The sequence below is a fragment of the Sphingopyxis sp. NJF-3 genome (assembly GCF_053514865.1).
The window spans coordinates 1,299,530-1,315,683 of sequence record NZ_CM130726.1 but is presented as its reverse complement, the minus strand read 5'-3'; the positions used below and the strand labels follow the sequence as shown (position 1 = coordinate 1,315,683).

The following is a 16,154-nucleotide window of genomic DNA, read 5'->3' as shown; positions in this document are numbered from 1 at the left end:
TCCCGGATCAAAAACGGGATTGCCGCGCTCTTCGCTAACGGGGTGTTAGCCATTTGGGGTTAGGCGGCTTTTTCGGGGACTGGTCACTCGACGGGTGACAAAGGTCATTGGAGAATTTCGATGCGCTCATTCCGCACCGCCGTTTCGCTCGCCCTGCCGCTGCTCGCGGCCGCAACGCTCGCGGTTCCGGCCTTCGCCGACGTCAAGGATGGCGTCGATGCCTGGCAAAAGGGCGATTACCAGGGCGCCGTCGCCCAGTGGCGCCCGCTCGCGGTCGCGGGGGATCCCGACGCGCAGTTCAACCTCGGTCAGGCCTACAAGCTCGGCCGCGGCGTCCCCTCCGATCTCGATCAGGCCGAGGCCTGGTATCGCCGCGCCGCGAAACAGGGGCATCTCCAGGCCGAAGATAATCTCGGCCTCGTCCTCTTCACCGCGGGGCGCCGCGACGAAGCGATGCCCTATATCGTCCATTCGGCGGCGCGCGGCGAACCGCGCGCGCAATATGTTCTCGGCACCGCGCACTTCAACGGCGATCTCGCGTCGGAAGACTGGCCGCTCGCCTATGCGCTGACCAAGCGCGCGAGCGACGCCGGGCTCCAGATCGCTTCGGCGCGCCTCGCCCAGCTCGACCATCTGATCCCGCTCGAACAGCGGCAAAAGGGCCTTGCGATGCTGCCCGAGATGGAAAAGGCCGAAACGCGCACGCGCCTCGCCGCGGTCAGCGCCGCCGCGCCGCCCGCGCCGAAGCCCGCCCCCTCGCCGGTCAAGACCGCGAGCCTCCCCGCCTCGGTCCCCGGCACCAGCTACACGCCGCCGCCGGTGATCGCGTCTGCGCCGACCCCCGCACCGGCCCCGCTGCCGCCGGCGCCGAAGCCCGCACTCTCGCCCGCCGCCGAGAGGGCAGCCGCCGCGGCCGCCGAAGCGACCGCCGCCGCCGACACCGCCGTCAGCATCGCCGCCGAGGAAGCCACGCCGCCGGCGTCGGTCCCGGTGAAAACCGCCGCCGCGCCGCCGCCGTCAGCGCCGGGCACGACCTATGCCGCGCCCCCGGAGAGCGGCCCGCTCCCGCCGGTCGCCCCGCCGCCTGCTCCTGTCCCCGCGCCGGTCAAGGCGGCCGCCCCGGCCCCGAGCCCCGCGAAACCCGCCGCCGCCCCGGCACCGGTCCGCAGCAGCGCCGCCACCGGCGCCTGGCGCGCCCAGCTCGGCGCCTTCGGCGTCGAGGGCAACGCCCGCAAGCTGTGGACCAGCCTCGAAAAGAAATATCCCGCCTTCGCCGCGCGCCAGCCCTATCTCGTCAAGAACGGCAAACTCACCCGCCTCCAGGCCGGCGATTTCGCGAGCAAGACCGAGGCCGAAGCCTTCTGCGCGACGGTGAAGAAAGGCGGCCAGGCCTGCTTGGTGGTCGATAAATAGGCAACGACAGCTTTGGGGTGGGGAGCGGACATCCAAGCTCGTCATGCTGAACTTGTTTCAGCATCCATGGCCAGGTCTCTCCTTCGGCGCCGCGCCAAATTCGAGGGCAGGCCATGGACCCTGAAACAAGTTCAGGGTGACGAGGAATTCAATGTCGTCTTTCGGCCGCAACGAACCTTTCCCGCATCGTCATCCCGGACTTGATCCGGGATCCACGACGACGGTGCAGCTATGGATCCCGGATCAAGTCCGGGATGACGATTAAAATAATGTCCCGCAACCGGTCGAAACCGGTCTTCGCCCGCCCTACCCCAGCACCCACTGACGCCGCGAATAGCCCTGCGCCCACAGCAGCGCGGTCAGGTCGTGGTGCCGGATCACCGCGTCGGCGGCGTCCGCCGCCGCCTGGTGGGGGTGATAGGCGATGCCGAGCCCCGCCGCGGTGATCATCGGAATGTCGTTCGCGCCGTCCCCGATCGCGAGCGTGTCGGCGAGCGGCAGGCCGTGCTTCGCGGCCTCGCCCTTCAGCGTCTCGAGCTTCGCGTCCTTGTCGACGATCGGCTCGGCGACCTTGCCGGTCAACTTGCCGCCCTCGAGCAGCAGCTCATTCGCCACCACCCGGTCGAAGCCGATCGCCTCGCCCACCGGGTGCGCGAAGGCGGTGAAGCCCCCGGTGACCAGCACGCTGTGCGCGCCATAGGCCTTCATCGTCTGCACCAGCGTGCGCGCGCCGCGGGTCAACCGCACGCGCTCCATCCGGCATTCGGCGAGCACCCCCTCGGCGAGCCCGCCGAGCAGCGCGACCCGCTCCATCAGCGCGCCGCGGAAATCGACCTCGCCGCGCATCGCCTTCTTGGTGATCGCCGCGACCTCGGCCTTGATCCCGGCATAGTCGGCGAGTTCGTCGATGCACTCGCAGCTGATCATCGTCGAATCCATGTCGGCGATCAGCAGCTTCTTGGTCCGGTCGCCCAGCGGCTGGACGACGACGTCGAGCGCGCCATGGTCCATCTTGGCGAGTTCGCTGCGCGCGCTGACCAGACTGCCGTGAAAGACGATATCGGCGGCGTCGCCCTCGTCGAGCCAGTGCGGCGCGCCGACTTCGTGCCCCGTCGCGTCGAGACGGTCGATCGCCTCGCGCACCACCTCGCCCGTCAGCTTTCCGGCTGCTATCAGCGTCGCAACGAACATGGCATCTCCTTCTTCCTCTTCGGGGCGCAGGCCTCCGCTCGCGCTTATCGCCGGGCCCACCGCGAGCGGCAAGAGCGCGCTAGCCGTCGCTTTGGCGCAGGCGGTGGGGCGCGCGCAAGTGGTGAATGCCGACGCGAGCCAGGTTTATCGCGATTTGGCGATTCTCTCCGCGCGCCCCGCCCCCGCCGAGATGGCCGGCGCCCCCCACCGCCTCTTCGGCCATGTCGACGGCGCCGAGGCCTATAACGCCGCGCGCTGGGCCGCCGACGCGCGCCGCGCGCTCGCCCGCGCGTGGGAGGACGACGACGTGCCGATCCTCGTCGGCGGCACCGGCCTTTATCTGCGCACCCTGCTCCACGGCATCGCCCCGGTGCCCGACATCGACCCCGCCATCCGCGCCGACGTGCGCGCGCTGCCGGTCGCCGAGGCGCACGCCGCGCTCGCCGCGCTCGACCCCGCCGCCGCCGCGCGCCTGTCCCCCGCCGACGCCGCCCGCGTCGCCCGCGCGCTCGAAGTGATCCGCTCGACCGGCCGCCCGCTCGCCGACTGGCAGCAGGCGCGCGAAGGCGGGATCGCGGACGAGGTCGCGCTCGTCCCGCTCGTCCTCCTGCCGCCACGCGACTGGCTGCGCGCGCGCTGCGACGCGCGGCTCGAAGCGATGTTCGACGCGGGCGCGGCGGACGAAGTGGCGGCGCTGCTCGCGCGTGATCTCGACCCCGATCTCCCGGTGATGCGCGCGATCGGCGTGCCGCAGGTTGCGGCGTGGCTGCGCGGCGAAATCTCCCGCGAGGAGGCGCTCGACCGGGCGCGGGCGGCGACGCGCCAATATGCGAAGCGGCAATATACCTGGTTCCGCCACCAGCCTCCTGCGGATTGGCAGCATCACGACGAATCATTATCCGTCGATTCCATCAACAAAATAGCAATAAAATTACATGATAGACTGTTGACAGGATAGAATCATACACCTATTGCCCGCCGTCTGTTGCAGCGCACAAGCGCGCGCTATGCGTACGGGCGAAAGACGAAGGAAGGAGCAAGGTCGTGACGGAAATGAGTGGTGCCGACATGGTGGTTCAGGCGCTGGTCGACCTCGGGGTCGACACGGTGTTCGGCTATCCGGGCGGCGCGGTCCTTCCCATCTACGACGCGCTCTACAAGCATCCGACGATCAAGCATGTCCTCGTCCGCCACGAACAGGCGGCGACCCATGCGGCGGAGGGCTATGCCCGCGCGACGGGCAAGCCCGGCGTCGTGCTCGTCACCTCGGGCCCCGGCGCGACCAACGCGGTCACCGGCATTACCGACGCGCTGCTCGATTCGATCCCGATGGTCGTGCTCACCGGCCAGGTGTCGACCGCGCTGATCGGCACCGACGCCTTTCAGGAATGCGACACGGTCGGCATCACACGCCACTGCACCAAGCATAATTATCTGGTCATGGACCCCGACCGGCTCGGCGCGGTCATCCATGAGGCGTTCCACATCGCGACCCACGGCCGCCCCGGCCCGGTGGTGATCGACATTCCAAAGAATGTGCAGGTCGCGACCGGCGATTATGTCGTGCCCGAAAAGATCGCCCACAAAAGCTATCGCCCCCAGGTCGAGCCCGACGCGGCGGCGATTTCGCAGGCGATCGACCTGATCGCCGCGGCCGAGCGCCCGGTTTTCTACACCGGCGGCGGCGTGATCAACGCCGGCCCCGACGCCAGCGCCGCCTTGCGCCAGCTCGTGTCGCTGACCGGCGCGCCGATCACCTCGACCCTGATGGGGCTCGGCGCCTTCCCGTCGGACGATCCGAAGTGGCTCGGTATGCTCGGCATGCACGGCACCTATGAATCGAACATGGCGATGAACCGCGCCGACCTGATCATCGCGGTCGGCGCGCGCTTCGACGACCGCGTCACGGGGCGCCTCGACGCCTTCGCGCCGCACGCGAAGAAGATCCACATCGACATCGACCGCAGCTCGATCAACAAGATCGTTCCCGTCGATGTCGCGGTGCTCGGCGACGCCGCGCGCGCGCTCGACGCGCTGATCGCGGCGTGGCAGGACAAGGGCCACAAGGCGCGCGACCTCGGCGAATGGTGGCGCCGCATCGACGGCTGGCGCGCGACGCGCTGCCTCGACTTCCCCGAGAAGAAGGAGCCGCAAGCCGACATCATGCCGCAGCGCGCGGTCAAGGCCTTGTTCGACGCGACGCGCGGCCGCGACCCGATCATCACCACCGAGGTCGGCCAGCACCAGATGTGGGCGGCGCAGCATTTCGGCTTCTCAGCCCCCAACCGCTGGCTGACCAGCGGCGGGCTCGGCACGATGGGCTACGGCTTTCCCGCCGCGGTCGGCGCGCAGATCGCCAAGCCCGACCGGCTCGTCATCTGCATCGCGGGCGAAGCCAGCCTGCAGATGAACATCCAGGAAATGGGCACGGTCGCGCAGTACCGCCTGCCGGTGAAGATCTTCATCCTCAACAATGAATGGATGGGGATGGTCCGCCAGTGGCAGGAACTGACCTACGAAAGCCGCTATTCGAACAGCTATTCGGACAGCCTGCCCGATTTCGTGAAGCTCGCCGACGCCTATGGCTGGACCGGGCTGCGCATCGACACGCTCGGCGAACTCGAAGAGGGCATCCGCACGATGATCGACACGCCGGGCCCGGTGATCGTCGACTGCCGCGTCGCCAAGCTCGCCAACTGCTTCCCGATGATCCCGTCGGGCGCGGCGCACACCGACATGATCCTCCAGCCGAGCGACGTCACCGGCACGATGGACGACGAAGCCAAGGCGCTGGTGTGATGCGACATTCCGGCCTTCATATCCCCTCCCGCAAGCGGGAGGGGCAGCGAGACTTGGGAGCTTGCTCCCTAGTCGCAGCGGGGTGGGCATCTGCACCGGCAGAAGCTCGCTGCGCTCGCCCCACCCCTAGCCCCTCCCGCCTGCGGGAGGGGGAGTAAAGACATGAAAATCACCACCGAAACGGGCGAGCGCCACGTGCTCGCCGTCACCGTCGACAACGAGGCCGGGGTGCTCGCCAAGATCACCGGGCTGTTCACCGCGCGCGGCTATAATATCGAGAGCCTGACGGTGGCGGACATCACCGCCGACCATGCGCTGTCGCGCATCACCATCGTCACCTCGGGCCCGCCGCCGATCATCGACCAGATCATCGCGCAGCTCGACCGGCTCGTCCCCGTCCACAAGGTCACCGACCTCACCGACGCGGGCGCGCATGTCGAGCGCGAGATCGCGCTGGTCAAGGTCGCGGGCACCGGCGACAAAAGGATCGAAGCGCTGCGCCTCGCCGACGTTTTCCGCGCCAAGGTCGTCGACACGACGATCAACAGCTTCATCTTCGAGATCACGGGCAACAGCGAAAAGGTCGACCGCTTCATCGCGCTGATGCGCGAATGCGGGCTGGTCGAGGTCGGCCGCACCGGCGTCGTCGCCATCGCGCGGGGAGCAGAGGCGGTATAGGGTTTACGCATTGGGTTTCAATCGTCGTCACCCCGGACCTGATCCGGGGTCCCGCTGGGCAACGGTAGAAGCGGGACCCCGGATCAAGTCCGGGGTGACGGAAGAAGAATAGGGAAGAATGACATGCAGGTTTATTACGATCGCGACGCCGACCAGGAACTGATCAAGGGCAAGAAGGTCGCGGTTCTCGGCTATGGCAGCCAGGGCCACGCCCATGCGCAGAACCTGCGCGACAGCGGCGTGCGCGAGGTCGCGATCGCGCTGCGCCCCGGCTCGGCGACCGCGAAGAAGGCCGAGGGTGCGGGCTTCCAGGTGATGGCCAACAAGGACGCCGCCGCCTGGGCCGACGTGATCATGATCGCCGCGCCCGACGAGCATCAGGCGAAAATCTATTACGACGACCTCGCCGATAATCTGAAGCCCGGCGCCGCGCTCGCCTTCGCGCACGGCCTCAACGTCCATTTCGGCCTCATCGAGCCGCGCGGCGACATCGACGTCTTTATGATCGCGCCCAAGGGCCCCGGCCACACGGTGCGCAGCGAGTATCAGAAGGGCGGCGGCGTTCCCTGCCTGATCGCGGTCGACCAGGACGCGAGCGGTAACGCCAAGGCCATCGCCCTCTCCTACGCGTCGGCAGTGGGGGGAGGCCGCAGCGGCATCATCGAGACCACCTTCAAGGAAGAGTGCGAAACCGATCTGTTCGGCGAGCAGGCGGTGCTCTGCGGCGGCATCACCCATCTGATCCAGGCGGGTTTCGAAACGCTGGTCGAGGCGGGCTATGCCCCCGAAATGGCCTATTTCGAGTGCCTCCACGAAACCAAGCTGATCGTCGACCTCCTCTATGAGGGCGGCATCGCCAACATGCGCTATTCGATCTCGAACACCGCCGAATATGGCGACATCAAGACCGGCCCGCGCATCATCACCGACGAGACCAAAGCCGAGATGAAGCGCGTCCTCGCCGACATCACCTCGGGCCGCTTCGTCAAGGATTTCGTCCTCGACAACCAGGCCGGCCAGCCCGAACTCAAGGCGAGCCGCAAGGCCGCCGCCGCGCATCCGATCGAACAGACCGGCGCCGAACTGCGCGCGATGATGCCGTGGATCGCGAAGAACAAGCTGGTCGACAAGGCGGTCAACTGACCGCCCCGGACAGCGACGGAACCTCGTCATTGCGAGGAGCGTAGCGACGAAGCAATCTCCAGCCATCGACTTTGCACATGGTCGATAGCTGGAGATTGCTTCGCTCCGCTCGCAATGACGAACGGAGGGAAATGATGAGGCAGCCCTTCCACGCCCACCGCGCCGACCTCGCCGCGCTCGCGGCCGACGACCGCCGGCGCGCCCTCGCTCCGCGCACCGGCATCGACTTCGCCTCGAACGACTATCTCGCGCTCGCCGGCTCCTATGCGCTGGGCGAAGCGCTCGCCGCCGGGCTCGAGCGCGGGCTTCCCGCGGGCTCGGGCGGCTCGCGCCTGCTGCGCGGCAATCATGCAGAGCATGAGGCGCTCGAAGCCCATGCCGCGCGCCATTACGGCAGCGAGGCCGCGCTTTTCTTCCCGACCGGCTTCGCCGCCAACGCCGCGCTCTTCGCGACGCTGCCGCAGCGCGGCGACCTGATCGTCCACGACGAGCTGATCCACGCGAGCGCGCACGACGGCATGAAGCTCGGCCGCGCCGGTCATGTCGACGCGCGCCACAACGACGCGCAGGCGTTCGAGGACGTCATCGCGCGCTGGCGCGCGGGCGGCGGCACCGGCACGCCGTGGATCGCGGTCGAAAGCCTTTATTCGATGGACGGCGACAGGGCCCCGCTCGCCGATCTCGCCGCGGTCGCCGACCGCCACGAAGCGATCCTCGTCGTCGACGAGGCGCACGCCACCGGCGTCTACGGCCCCGCGGGGCAGGGCCTCGCGCACGGCCTCGCGGGCCGCGAGAATCTCGTCACCCTCCACACCTGCGGCAAGGCGCTCGGCGCCGAGGGCGCGCTGCTCTGCGGCCCCGCGATCGTCCGCGACTTCATCGTCAACCGCGGCCGCCCCTTCATCTTCTCGACCGCGCCCTCGCCGCTGGTCGCCTGGCTCGTCCGCCACGCGCTCGAGGTCGTCGCGAACGAGCCGGAGCGCGCGGCGCGGCTCCACGCGCTCGTCCGCCGCGCCGAAGCGCGCCTCGCTCCGCTCGGCATCGCGGCGAGCGGCAGCCAGATCATCCCCGTCCTCATCGGCGACAACGCCCGCACGATGCGGATCGCCGCCGCGCTCCAGGCGGCGGGCTTCGACGTCCGCGGCATCCGCCCGCCGACAGTCCCGCACGGCACCGCGCGGCTGCGCATCGCGATCACCCTCAACGTCGGCGAGCCCGAGGTCGACGCGATGGTCGACGCGCTCGCCGCCGCGATGGCCGCGGCATGACGCGCCGTTTCGTCGTCACCGGCACCGACACCGGGATCGGCAAGACCGTCTTCAGCGCCGCGCTCGCCGGCGCGCTCGGCCTGCCCTATTGGAAGCCGATCCAGTCGGGCCTCGAAGAGGAAAGTGACAGCGAGACGGTTGCGCGCCTCGCGGGCGTTCCGCTCCTCCCCGAAGCCTACCGCCTGAAAACCCCCGCCTCCCCCCATCTCGCCGCCGAGATCGACGGCGTGACGATGGACCCCGACCGTCTGACCCCGCCCGCGGGCGACCTGCTGATCGAAGGCGCGGGCGGCGCGCTCGTCCCGGTGACGCGCACCCTCCTCTACGCCGACCTCTTCGCGCGCTGGCAGATCCCCGTGATCGTCTGCGCGCGCACCGGCCTCGGTACGATCAACCACAGCCTGCTGACGATCGAGGCGCTGACATCGCGCGGCGTGCCGATCCACGGCCTCGCCTTCCTCGGCGACCGGCAAGAGGACAGCGAGGCGATCATCGCGGCGATCAGCGGAGTGCGCCGGCTGGGCCGCCTGCCGATCGTCGATCCGCTGACCCCGGAAAATCTCGCTGCCGCCTTTGCGAGCAATTTCGAGCTTGCGGATTTCCGCTAACCAATTCGCGCTCCCCGGCGAAAGCCGGGGTCCATATAGGGCCGACTGGACCCCGGCTTTCGCCGGGGAGCACAATCGACGAGAAGAAATGACCGAAACTCATCAATCCCCCATCTGGCACCCCTTCACCCAGCACGGCCTCGGCGACCCCATCCCGCTGATCGCCCGCGCCGAGGGCGCCCGCCTCTACGACGCCGACGGCAACAGCTGGATCGACGCCATCTCGTCCTGGTGGGTCACCACCCACGGCCACGCGCATCCGCGCATCATGGCCGCGATCCGCGTCCAGACCGAAAGGCTCGACCAGCTCATCTTCGCCGGCTGGACGCACGAGCCCGCCGAAGCGCTCGCGGCCGAGCTGATCCGCATCACCCCCGATCCCCTCACCCGCGTCTTCTTCTCGGACTCGGGCTCGACCAGCGTCGAGGTCGCGCTCAAGATGGCGCTCGGCTACTGGTTCAACATCGGCGAGGCGCGCAGCCGCATCCTGGTGATGGAGCACAGCTATCACGGCGACACGATCGGCGCGATGTCGGTCGGCGCGCGCGGCGTCTACAACCGCGCCTGGCAGCCTTTGCTCTTCGACGTCGGCACCATCCCCTTCCCCGCCGAGGGCCGCGAACAGGCCGCGCTCGACGCGCTCGAAGCGGCGTGCGCGCAGCACCCGGCGGCCTTCATCGTCGAACCCCTGATCCTCGGCGCCGGCGGCATGATGATCTACCCCGCCTGGGTGCTCGCCGAGATGCGCAGCATCTGCGCGGCGCACGGCGTCCTCTTCATCGCCGACGAGGTGATGACCGGCTGGGGCCGCACCGGCACCCGCTTCGCCTGCGACCAGGCGGGCGTCATCCCCGACATCCTCTGCCTGTCGAAGGGCCTGACCGGCGGCGCGATGCCGCTCGCGGTGACGTTGTGCATCGAACCGGTGTTCGCCGCGCACTGGTCGACCGACCGCGCGAAGACTTTCTATCATTCGAGCAGCTACACCGCGAACCCGATCGCCTGCGCCGCCGCCAACGCCAATCTCGACATCTGGCGCGACGAGCCCGTGCAGGCGCGCATCGACGCGCTCGCCGACGCGCAGGCCGCGCATCTCGCAATGCTGTCGACCGATGCGCGCGCCCAGAACCCCCGCCGCCTCGGCACCATCGCCGCGCTCGACGTCGTCCAGCCCGACCCCGGCTATCTCTCGACCCTCGCACCGCGCCTCATCGCCTTCTATCGCGAACGCGGGGTCTTGCTCCGCCCGCTCGGCAACACCATCTACGTCATGCCACCCTATTGTATCGCGCCGGACGAACTCGCGCAGGTCTGGGCGGCGATCGCGGCGTCGCTCGAAATCTGACGCTCGAACGGCACGGTTCGGCTGAGGTTCATCTTCGCGGCATAGACGGGGCTCAACGGGGCCAACGCGAAGGAATCCGACGTTGACGACCGCTGCCCATCTCCTCCTGTCGCTCTTCGCCGCTGCCGCCTTCGCGGGCCCGGTGCTCGCGCAGGACGACGAAAATCTTGCCCAGACGGGGCATCCTCCGCAGAAAACCTCGATCCTCTACACCTATGGCGACGAACCCTGTCCCGAGGCCGAGGGCGACGAGATCGTCGTCTGCGCGCAGCGGCCCGAATCCGACCGCTACCGCGTCCCCAAGGAATTGCGCGAGGAGTTGAAGGACGACACGCCGGTCGGCGGCGGCAGCTGGACGTCGGCCGTCGAAGGCTATGAGAATGTCGCGCGCGCGACCCGCCCCAACAGCTGCTCGCCGATCGGCAGCTACGGCTTCAGCGGCTGTTCGGCCGCGGCGCTGCGCGAATGGCAGGCCGAGCGCCGCGCGATCGAGCGCGCCGCCGACGCCGCGGACGATTGACGCCCCGCCGCCGCATCGCATAGCCTGCGCGCTCCCCCTGACAGGAGCTCCCGCCATGCGTATCGCCGCCCCCTTCCTCGCCCTGCCGCTGCTCGTCGCGGTCCCGCTGCTCGCGCAGATGCCCACCACCGCGCCCGGCGCGAAGGACGCCGCGCGCGTCACCGCCGGCACCTATCAGGCCGACCCCCACCACACGCTCGTCGGCTGGCGGGTCAACCATCTCGGCTTCAACGATTATTTCGGCATCTTCGGCGACGCGACCGGCACGCTGACGATCGATCCGAAGAACCCCGCCGCGGCCAAGCTCGACGTCACCATCCCCGTCGCCAGCGTCACCGTCGCCAGCGCCGGGCTCAAGGATCACCTTCTCCGCCCCGCCGCCGAGAGCGGCGCCAAGCCCGATTTCTTCGGCGCCAGCCCCGCGCCCGCGCGCTTCGTCTCGACCGCGGTGGTCGTCGACGAGGACGGCGACGAGGCGAAGGTGACCGGCAACCTGACCCTCAACGGGGTGACGAAGCCGGTGACGCTCGACGTCGATTTCACCGGCGCCGGCCCCGCGCCGATGACCAACGCCGAAACCATCGGCTTCGAGGCCGAAGCGACGATCAAGCGCAGCGATTTCGGCCTCGGCTTCGGCGTCCCGCTGGTCGGCGACGAGGTCGAGCTGGAGATCACCGCGGCGTTCGAGAAGAAATAGCGTCGCGGGAGCGCACAGCTTCAACGCAGCGGCCCCTCTCCACGCAATTTCCGCACGCGCCCCCTTGCCAAGCGCGACATTTTGCATCACTAGGGCGGCCATGCACATGCGCGGCCTTCTTCTTCTGCGACTTACACGCCCTTGGGCGTGACCTCTGGCCTGCGCGACTAGCGGCGGGCCGAACGCCCAAGGGCCGACCGACACCGCACCGACATTCGAACCGCAGAAGACACCAGACCCATGACCATGCTCCGCAACCCCTCGACCAAATACCGCGCCTTTCCGCAAGTCCCGCTCGAAAACCGCGAGTGGCCCGCCCGCACGACCACCCGGGCCCCCATCTGGCTCTCGACCGACCTGCGCGACGGCAACCAGGCGCTGATCGACCCGATGGATGCCGAAAAGAAGACGCGCTTCTTCGACCTGCTCGTCAAATGCGGGCTGAAGGAGATCGAGGTCGGCTTCCCCGCGAGCGGCGCGACCGACTTCGACTATATCCAGAATCTCGTCCGCTCGGGCCGCATCCCCGACGACGTCACGCCGCAGGTGCTGACGCAGGCCCGCGCCGACCTGATCCGCACCAGCTTCGACAGCCTCGAAGGCGCGAAGACCGCGATCGTCCATCTCTACAACGCGGTCAGCCCCGCGTGGCGCCGCATCGTCTTCGGCATGGAAATGCCCGAGATCAGGCAGATCGCCATCGACGGCGCGAAGCAGCTCCGCGACAATGCCGCGCGCCTGCCCGGCACCGACTGGCGCTTCGAATACAGCCCGGAGACCTTCTCGACCGCCGAGCTCGATTTCAGCATCGAATGCTGCGCCGCGGTGATGGACATCCTCCAGCCCACCGCCGACAATCCGATCATCCTCAACCTCCCCGCGACGGTCGAGGCGGCGACGCCGAACATCTACGCCGACCAGATCGAATATTTCTGCAAGCATCTGCCGAACCGCGACCGCGCGATCATATCCCTGCACACCCACAACGACCGCGGCACCGGCGTCGCGGCGGCGGAGCTCGGCCTGCTCGCGGGCGGCGACCGCGTCGAGGGCTGCCTGTTCGGCAATGGCGAGCGCACTGGCAACACCTGCCTCGTCACCATCGCGCTCAACATGTACACGCAGGGCGTCGATCCCGAACTCGACTTCTCGGACATCGACGAGGTCATCGCGACGGTCGAATATTGCAACAACCTGCCCGTCCACCCGCGCCACCCCTATGGCGGCGAGCTGGTCTACACCGCCTTCTCGGGCAGCCACCAGGACGCGATCAAGAAGGGCTTCGCCGCGCGCGAACGCCAGAATGACGACAAGTGGGAGGTCCCCTACCTGCCGATCGACCCCGCCGATCTCGGCCGCAGCTACGAAGCGGTGATCCGCGTCAACAGCCAGTCGGGCAAGGGCGGCGTCGCCTGGGTGCTCGAACAGGACAAGGGCCTGAAACTGCCCAAGAAGATGCAGGCGAGCTTCAGCCACGTCGTCCAGGCGGTCGCCGACGCGACGAGCCGCGAACTCGGCGCCGACGACATCTGGCAGGCGTTCGAGGGCCATTATCTCGCCAGTGAAGGCAAGCGCTTCCAGCTCGTCGACTGGGCCGAAACCCACAGCGGCCCCGACCGCATCTTCGCCGGCAAGCTCACCATCGACGGCACCCCGCGCAGCGTCAGCGGCCGCGGCAACGGCCTGATGAGCAGCGTCATCGCGGCGCTCAGCGAAAGCGGAGGCCCGGTGATGGACATCGTCGATTACAGCGAGCACGCTATCGGCCAGGGCAGCAGCGTCCAGGCCGCCGCCTACGTCGAATGCCGCACCGCGGACGGGAAGAGCCTGTTCGGCTGCGGGCTCGATACGGACGTCGCGACGGCGAGCGTGCGGGCGATCCTCTCCGCCGCCAACGGCGCGTAGAAGCCAGCCTCTCCACCGCCTCGCAGTTCCCTCCTCACGCCGGCGGCGCAGGGAGAAGCCGAATTCTCCCTGTTACGAAGCGATGGGAGGGCCGCTGCGAAGCAGTGCTGGAGGGATGATGAGAAGGTCAAGCGCGCCTCCCAAGACCAGACTACGCCGCGGCTCGGGCGGCGGTGGTGACTCAGTTTGGATTTGGAAGGCGCCGTTCCCTGCCTCGTCACCCCGGACTTGATCCGGGGTCCCGCTAAACGACGGGGAAAGCGGGACCCCGGATCAAGTCCGGGGTGACGAAGAAAGAAAAATCGCACGTATGCCTTCAAACCGAGTCACCACCCGGGCGGCCGTATCCTTGACTTTCCACGGAAATGCGCCATATTGGGAAGGCTAACGTCGCCTGCGACGGACATTTGATACCCCTTTCGGGTGGATTCTTGCCTTCTCACGCTACCAGCTCCGCCGGTGCTTTTGCCGGTGGATTTTCCGTTTCGTGAAAGGAAACACCCATGCCGATCGGCACCGTCAAATTCTTCAACACCGACAAGGGCTATGGCTTCATCGAAAATGAAGACGGCTCGGGCGACAGCTTCGTCCACATCACCGCCGTCCAGGCCGCGGGAATGCAGACGCTGAACAAGGATCAGCGCATTTCCTACGAACTGGAAACCGGCCGCAACGGCAAGGTGTCGGCGATCAACCTCCAGTCGGCCTGATATTTGGCCAAGGAAGAAGCCCTCACCTTCGATGGTGTGATCGACGAGATCCTGCCCGACGCCCGTTTCGGGGTCGTGCTCGAAAATGGTCATCGCATCATCGCCTACACCGCCGGCCGGATGCGGCGTTTTCGCATCCGGTCGGTCGTCGGCGACGCGGTTCGCGTCGAAATGACGCCCTATGACCTCAGCAAGGGCCGCCTCGTCTATCGCGAGCGCGGCAGTGCCCCGGTCACCGGACAGCGCCAGCGGCGCTGACCTCTCTAACGATATGAAAATACAAATAAAGATAAGACAGCAAAGATAAAGATGATGACATTGTTTCAGAATAACCCGATTTTTCCCGCGCTGCGCGCGCTTCCGATGGCTGGCAAGGCGATGGCGACCCCACCGCGCCGCCGCCAGGCGACGCTGTCGCGCCGCGAACTTCGGCGCCTGATCGCCGACATGGTCGATTGACCCTGCACTACTGAGGAGCCCGCCCGTGTCGGCAACCATCGAATTCTATCTCGCCCAGGCCGAAAAATGCACCGATGAGGCCGCGGCCTCGTCGCTCGTCCAGGTTCGCGAGCGCAACCTGCGCGCCGCTGCGGCGTGGCAGGGGATGGCCGACAAGCTGATCCACGCCGAAAATCTGCGCGCCGAAAAGGAACGGCTGATCGCGGCCGCCAGGACCTGACGGCTCTCTGCGGGATCGGGCCGCCATGCTCACCCACCGCCTCGCCACGCCCGCCGACCTCGACGCTCTGCGCGCCGTGATGGCGCTCGCCATCGCGGAGTTGCAGAAGGGCTTCCTCGATGAGGCCCAGATCGCCGCGAGCCGCGCGGTGATGGGGCTCGATACCCAGCTCATCGCCGACGGCACCTATTTCATCGTCGAACGCGGCGGCCAGATCGCCGGTTGCGGCGGCTGGTCGCGCCGGGCGACGCTCTACGGCGGCGACCACAGTACCGATCTCCGCGACCCCGCGCTGCTCGACCCCGCGACCGACGCCGCTCGCATCCGGGCGATGTACACCCACCCCGACCACGCGCGCCGCGGCGTCGGGCGGCGGGTGATGACGCTGTGCGAGGAGGCCGCGCGCGCCGCGGGTTTCACCCGCGCCGAACTGATGGCGACGCTGTCGGGCGAGCCGCTCTACCGCGCCTGCGGCTATGTACCGATCGAACGCGTCACCGCGACCGCGGACGATGTCGCCGTGCCGCTGATCCGCATGGGCAAGACGCTCGGTTGAGGCGAGCGGGCGCCCGTTCAGCCGCCCGACTTGCGCGCCTTCTTCACGCCCTCGGCGAACTGCGCGGCGGTGACCTTCACCGCGAGCCCCGATTTCGCAAGGAAAAAGGCGGCGCGCGGCATGGTGATATCGCCCTCGCCGGTCGACATCACCGCGCCCTGCGGGGTCAGCGCCTTGATCTTGCCGAGCACCGCGGCGCCGTCGGCGCTGCGCACCTCGGCGCCGACCTTCAGCGCCGCCTCGACCGCCGCGGCGTCGCGTTCGGCCTCGTGCAGGACCGCGAGGATCTTGGCCTTGGTCGCCTTCAGCGCCGGCCCCTTGTCGGTCTGGACGAAGGCGGCGCGCGGCACGACGAGGCCGTTGCCGTCGATCGCCACCGCGACCTTGTCGCCCGCTACCTTGGCGACGGTGCCGACCTGTTCGCCCGCCGAGTCATACACTTTGGCGCCGGGGGTCAGCGCGGTCGCCGGCACGGACGTGCCCTCCTGCGCGGCCAACGCGGGGACGGCGGGAAAAACGGCAGCAGTCAGGCAGAGCAGGGCAGCAAGGCCCAAGGTTTTTGTCATGGGGCGACTCCAGGGGGGCAATCGCGCCCTGATGAACCGCGCCGCGCCCGCCCGCCAACGGCCTGCGGACGGGTCG

At 68.3% G+C, this 16,154-nt stretch carries 18 protein-coding genes; 16 read left to right on the top strand and 2 right to left on the bottom strand.

Annotated elements, in window-relative coordinates; translation table 11 throughout:
* Nucleotides 1–120 precede the first annotated feature (120 nt).
* Entirely contained in the window at nucleotides 121–1,413 is a 1,293-nt protein-coding gene (locus ACOTSS_RS06210) for an SPOR domain-containing protein (RefSeq protein WP_448690639.1), read from the top strand.
* Nucleotides 1,414–1,719: 306 nt separating this feature from the next.
* Here ACOTSS_RS06210 and serB read toward each other — a convergent pair whose 3' ends face one another.
* Nucleotides 1,720–2,604: a phosphoserine phosphatase SerB gene (gene serB, locus ACOTSS_RS06205; RefSeq protein ID WP_095386231.1), complete on the bottom strand. Its 885-nt coding sequence runs from the start codon at nucleotides 2,602–2,604 to the stop codon at nucleotides 1,720–1,722.
* Here serB and miaA point away from each other — a divergent pair.
* The 15 genes from miaA to ACOTSS_RS06130 all read left to right on the top strand — a co-directional run bounded on the left by miaA (nucleotide 2,603) and on the right by ACOTSS_RS06130 (nucleotide 15,512).
* Nucleotides 2,603–3,562 carry a tRNA (adenosine(37)-N6)-dimethylallyltransferase MiaA gene (gene miaA, locus ACOTSS_RS06200; protein ID WP_448690638.1) on the top strand — a complete coding sequence of 320 codons (960 nt, stop codon included), beginning with the start codon at nucleotides 2,603–2,605 and terminating at the stop codon, nucleotides 3,560–3,562. The genes serB and miaA overlap by 2 nt on opposite strands.
* Before the next feature lie 86 nt (nucleotides 3,563–3,648).
* Complete coding sequence (gene ilvB / locus ACOTSS_RS06195) at nucleotides 3,649–5,403, top strand: biosynthetic-type acetolactate synthase large subunit (RefSeq protein WP_448690637.1); 1,755 nt, start codon at nucleotides 3,649–3,651, stop codon at nucleotides 5,401–5,403.
* A 162-nt stretch (nucleotides 5,404–5,565) separates the two neighbouring features.
* Entirely contained in the window at nucleotides 5,566–6,081 is a 516-nt protein-coding gene (gene ilvN, locus ACOTSS_RS06190) for an acetolactate synthase small subunit (protein ID WP_448690636.1), read from the top strand.
* Between the two features lie 123 nt (nucleotides 6,082–6,204).
* Entirely contained in the window at nucleotides 6,205–7,224 is a 1,020-nt protein-coding gene (ilvC, locus tag ACOTSS_RS06185) for a ketol-acid reductoisomerase (protein WP_448690635.1), read from the top strand.
* Between the two features lie 131 nt (nucleotides 7,225–7,355).
* Nucleotides 7,356–8,492: an 8-amino-7-oxononanoate synthase gene (locus tag ACOTSS_RS06180; protein ID WP_448690634.1), complete on the top strand. Its 1,137-nt coding sequence runs from the start codon at nucleotides 7,356–7,358 to the stop codon at nucleotides 8,490–8,492.
* Nucleotides 8,489–9,100, top strand: a complete 612-nt coding sequence (gene bioD, locus ACOTSS_RS06175; RefSeq protein ID WP_448690633.1) for a dethiobiotin synthase — start codon at nucleotides 8,489–8,491, stop codon at nucleotides 9,098–9,100. Before ACOTSS_RS06180 ends, bioD begins: the two co-directional genes overlap by 4 nt.
* Nucleotides 9,101–9,188: 88 nt before the next feature.
* The gene (locus tag ACOTSS_RS06170) at nucleotides 9,189–10,445 is read left to right on the top strand and encodes an adenosylmethionine--8-amino-7-oxononanoate transaminase (protein WP_448690632.1); all 1,257 of its coding nucleotides are present in this window, start codon (nucleotides 9,189–9,191) and stop codon (nucleotides 10,443–10,445) included.
* A gap of 82 nt (nucleotides 10,446–10,527) precedes the next feature.
* A complete protein-coding gene (locus tag ACOTSS_RS06165) occupies nucleotides 10,528–10,965 on the top strand; it encodes a hypothetical protein (RefSeq protein ID WP_448690631.1) in 438 nt (145 codons plus the stop codon).
* A 55-nt stretch (nucleotides 10,966–11,020) separates the two neighbouring features.
* Complete coding sequence (locus tag ACOTSS_RS06160; RefSeq protein WP_448690630.1) at nucleotides 11,021–11,662, top strand: YceI family protein; 642 nt, start codon at nucleotides 11,021–11,023, stop codon at nucleotides 11,660–11,662.
* Between the two features lie 240 nt (nucleotides 11,663–11,902).
* On the top strand, nucleotides 11,903–13,567 hold the full coding sequence (gene leuA / locus ACOTSS_RS06155) for a 2-isopropylmalate synthase (protein WP_448690629.1): 1,665 nt from the start codon (nucleotides 11,903–11,905) through the stop codon (nucleotides 13,565–13,567).
* 503 nt (nucleotides 13,568–14,070) lie between these two features.
* Nucleotides 14,071–14,277, top strand: a complete 207-nt coding sequence (locus tag ACOTSS_RS06150; protein WP_095386246.1) for a cold-shock protein — start codon at nucleotides 14,071–14,073, stop codon at nucleotides 14,275–14,277.
* A gap of 3 nt (nucleotides 14,278–14,280) precedes the next feature.
* Nucleotides 14,281–14,535, top strand: coding sequence for a translation initiation factor IF-1 (gene infA, locus ACOTSS_RS06145; RefSeq protein ID WP_095386247.1), 255 nt, complete (start codon nucleotides 14,281–14,283; stop codon nucleotides 14,533–14,535).
* A gap of 51 nt (nucleotides 14,536–14,586) precedes the next feature.
* The gene (locus ACOTSS_RS06140) at nucleotides 14,587–14,736 is read left to right on the top strand and encodes a hypothetical protein (RefSeq protein ID WP_448690628.1); all 150 of its coding nucleotides are present in this window, start codon (nucleotides 14,587–14,589) and stop codon (nucleotides 14,734–14,736) included.
* A gap of 25 nt (nucleotides 14,737–14,761) precedes the next feature.
* The gene (locus ACOTSS_RS06135) at nucleotides 14,762–14,956 is read left to right on the top strand and encodes a hypothetical protein (protein ID WP_448690627.1); all 195 of its coding nucleotides are present in this window, start codon (nucleotides 14,762–14,764) and stop codon (nucleotides 14,954–14,956) included.
* A gap of 25 nt (nucleotides 14,957–14,981) precedes the next feature.
* Nucleotides 14,982–15,512 (top strand): GNAT family N-acetyltransferase, encoded by a 531-nt coding sequence (locus tag ACOTSS_RS06130; protein WP_448690626.1) that lies wholly within the window; start codon nucleotides 14,982–14,984, stop codon nucleotides 15,510–15,512.
* A 17-nt stretch (nucleotides 15,513–15,529) separates the two neighbouring features.
* On the opposite strand, the gene ACOTSS_RS06125 is transcribed toward ACOTSS_RS06130, so the two are convergent.
* Nucleotides 15,530–16,078, bottom strand: a complete 549-nt coding sequence (locus ACOTSS_RS06125; RefSeq protein WP_448690625.1) for a hypothetical protein — start codon at nucleotides 16,076–16,078, stop codon at nucleotides 15,530–15,532.
* Nucleotides 16,079–16,154 lie beyond the last annotated feature (76 nt).

What these genes read in the sequence shown, in the direction of transcription:
- ACOTSS_RS06210 (WP_448690639.1), top strand. Translation starts at nt 121, where the DNA reads ATGCGCTCATTCCGCACCGCCGTTTCGCTCGCCCTGCCGCTGCTCGCG.
- miaA (WP_448690638.1), top strand. Translation starts at nt 2,603, where the DNA reads ATGGCATCTCCTTCTTCCTCTTCGGGGCGCAGGCCTCCGCTCGCGCTT.
- serB (WP_095386231.1), bottom strand. Translation starts at nt 2,604, where the DNA reads ATGTTCGTTGCGACGCTGATAGCAGCCGGAAAGCTGACGGGCGAGGTG.
- ilvN (WP_448690636.1), top strand. Translation starts at nt 5,566, where the DNA reads ATGAAAATCACCACCGAAACGGGCGAGCGCCACGTGCTCGCCGTCACC.
- ilvC (WP_448690635.1), top strand. Translation starts at nt 6,205, where the DNA reads ATGCAGGTTTATTACGATCGCGACGCCGACCAGGAACTGATCAAGGGC.
- ACOTSS_RS06180 (WP_448690634.1), top strand. Translation starts at nt 7,356, where the DNA reads ATGATGAGGCAGCCCTTCCACGCCCACCGCGCCGACCTCGCCGCGCTC.
- bioD (WP_448690633.1), top strand. Translation starts at nt 8,489, where the DNA reads ATGACGCGCCGTTTCGTCGTCACCGGCACCGACACCGGGATCGGCAAG.
- ACOTSS_RS06170 (WP_448690632.1), top strand. Translation starts at nt 9,189, where the DNA reads ATGACCGAAACTCATCAATCCCCCATCTGGCACCCCTTCACCCAGCAC.
- ACOTSS_RS06160 (WP_448690630.1), top strand. Translation starts at nt 11,021, where the DNA reads ATGCGTATCGCCGCCCCCTTCCTCGCCCTGCCGCTGCTCGTCGCGGTC.
- leuA (WP_448690629.1), top strand. Translation starts at nt 11,903, where the DNA reads ATGACCATGCTCCGCAACCCCTCGACCAAATACCGCGCCTTTCCGCAA.
- ACOTSS_RS06150 (WP_095386246.1), top strand. Translation starts at nt 14,071, where the DNA reads ATGCCGATCGGCACCGTCAAATTCTTCAACACCGACAAGGGCTATGGC.
- ACOTSS_RS06140 (WP_448690628.1), top strand. Translation starts at nt 14,587, where the DNA reads ATGATGACATTGTTTCAGAATAACCCGATTTTTCCCGCGCTGCGCGCG.
- ACOTSS_RS06130 (WP_448690626.1), top strand. Translation starts at nt 14,982, where the DNA reads ATGCTCACCCACCGCCTCGCCACGCCCGCCGACCTCGACGCTCTGCGC.
- ACOTSS_RS06125 (WP_448690625.1), bottom strand. Translation starts at nt 16,078, where the DNA reads ATGACAAAAACCTTGGGCCTTGCTGCCCTGCTCTGCCTGACTGCTGCC.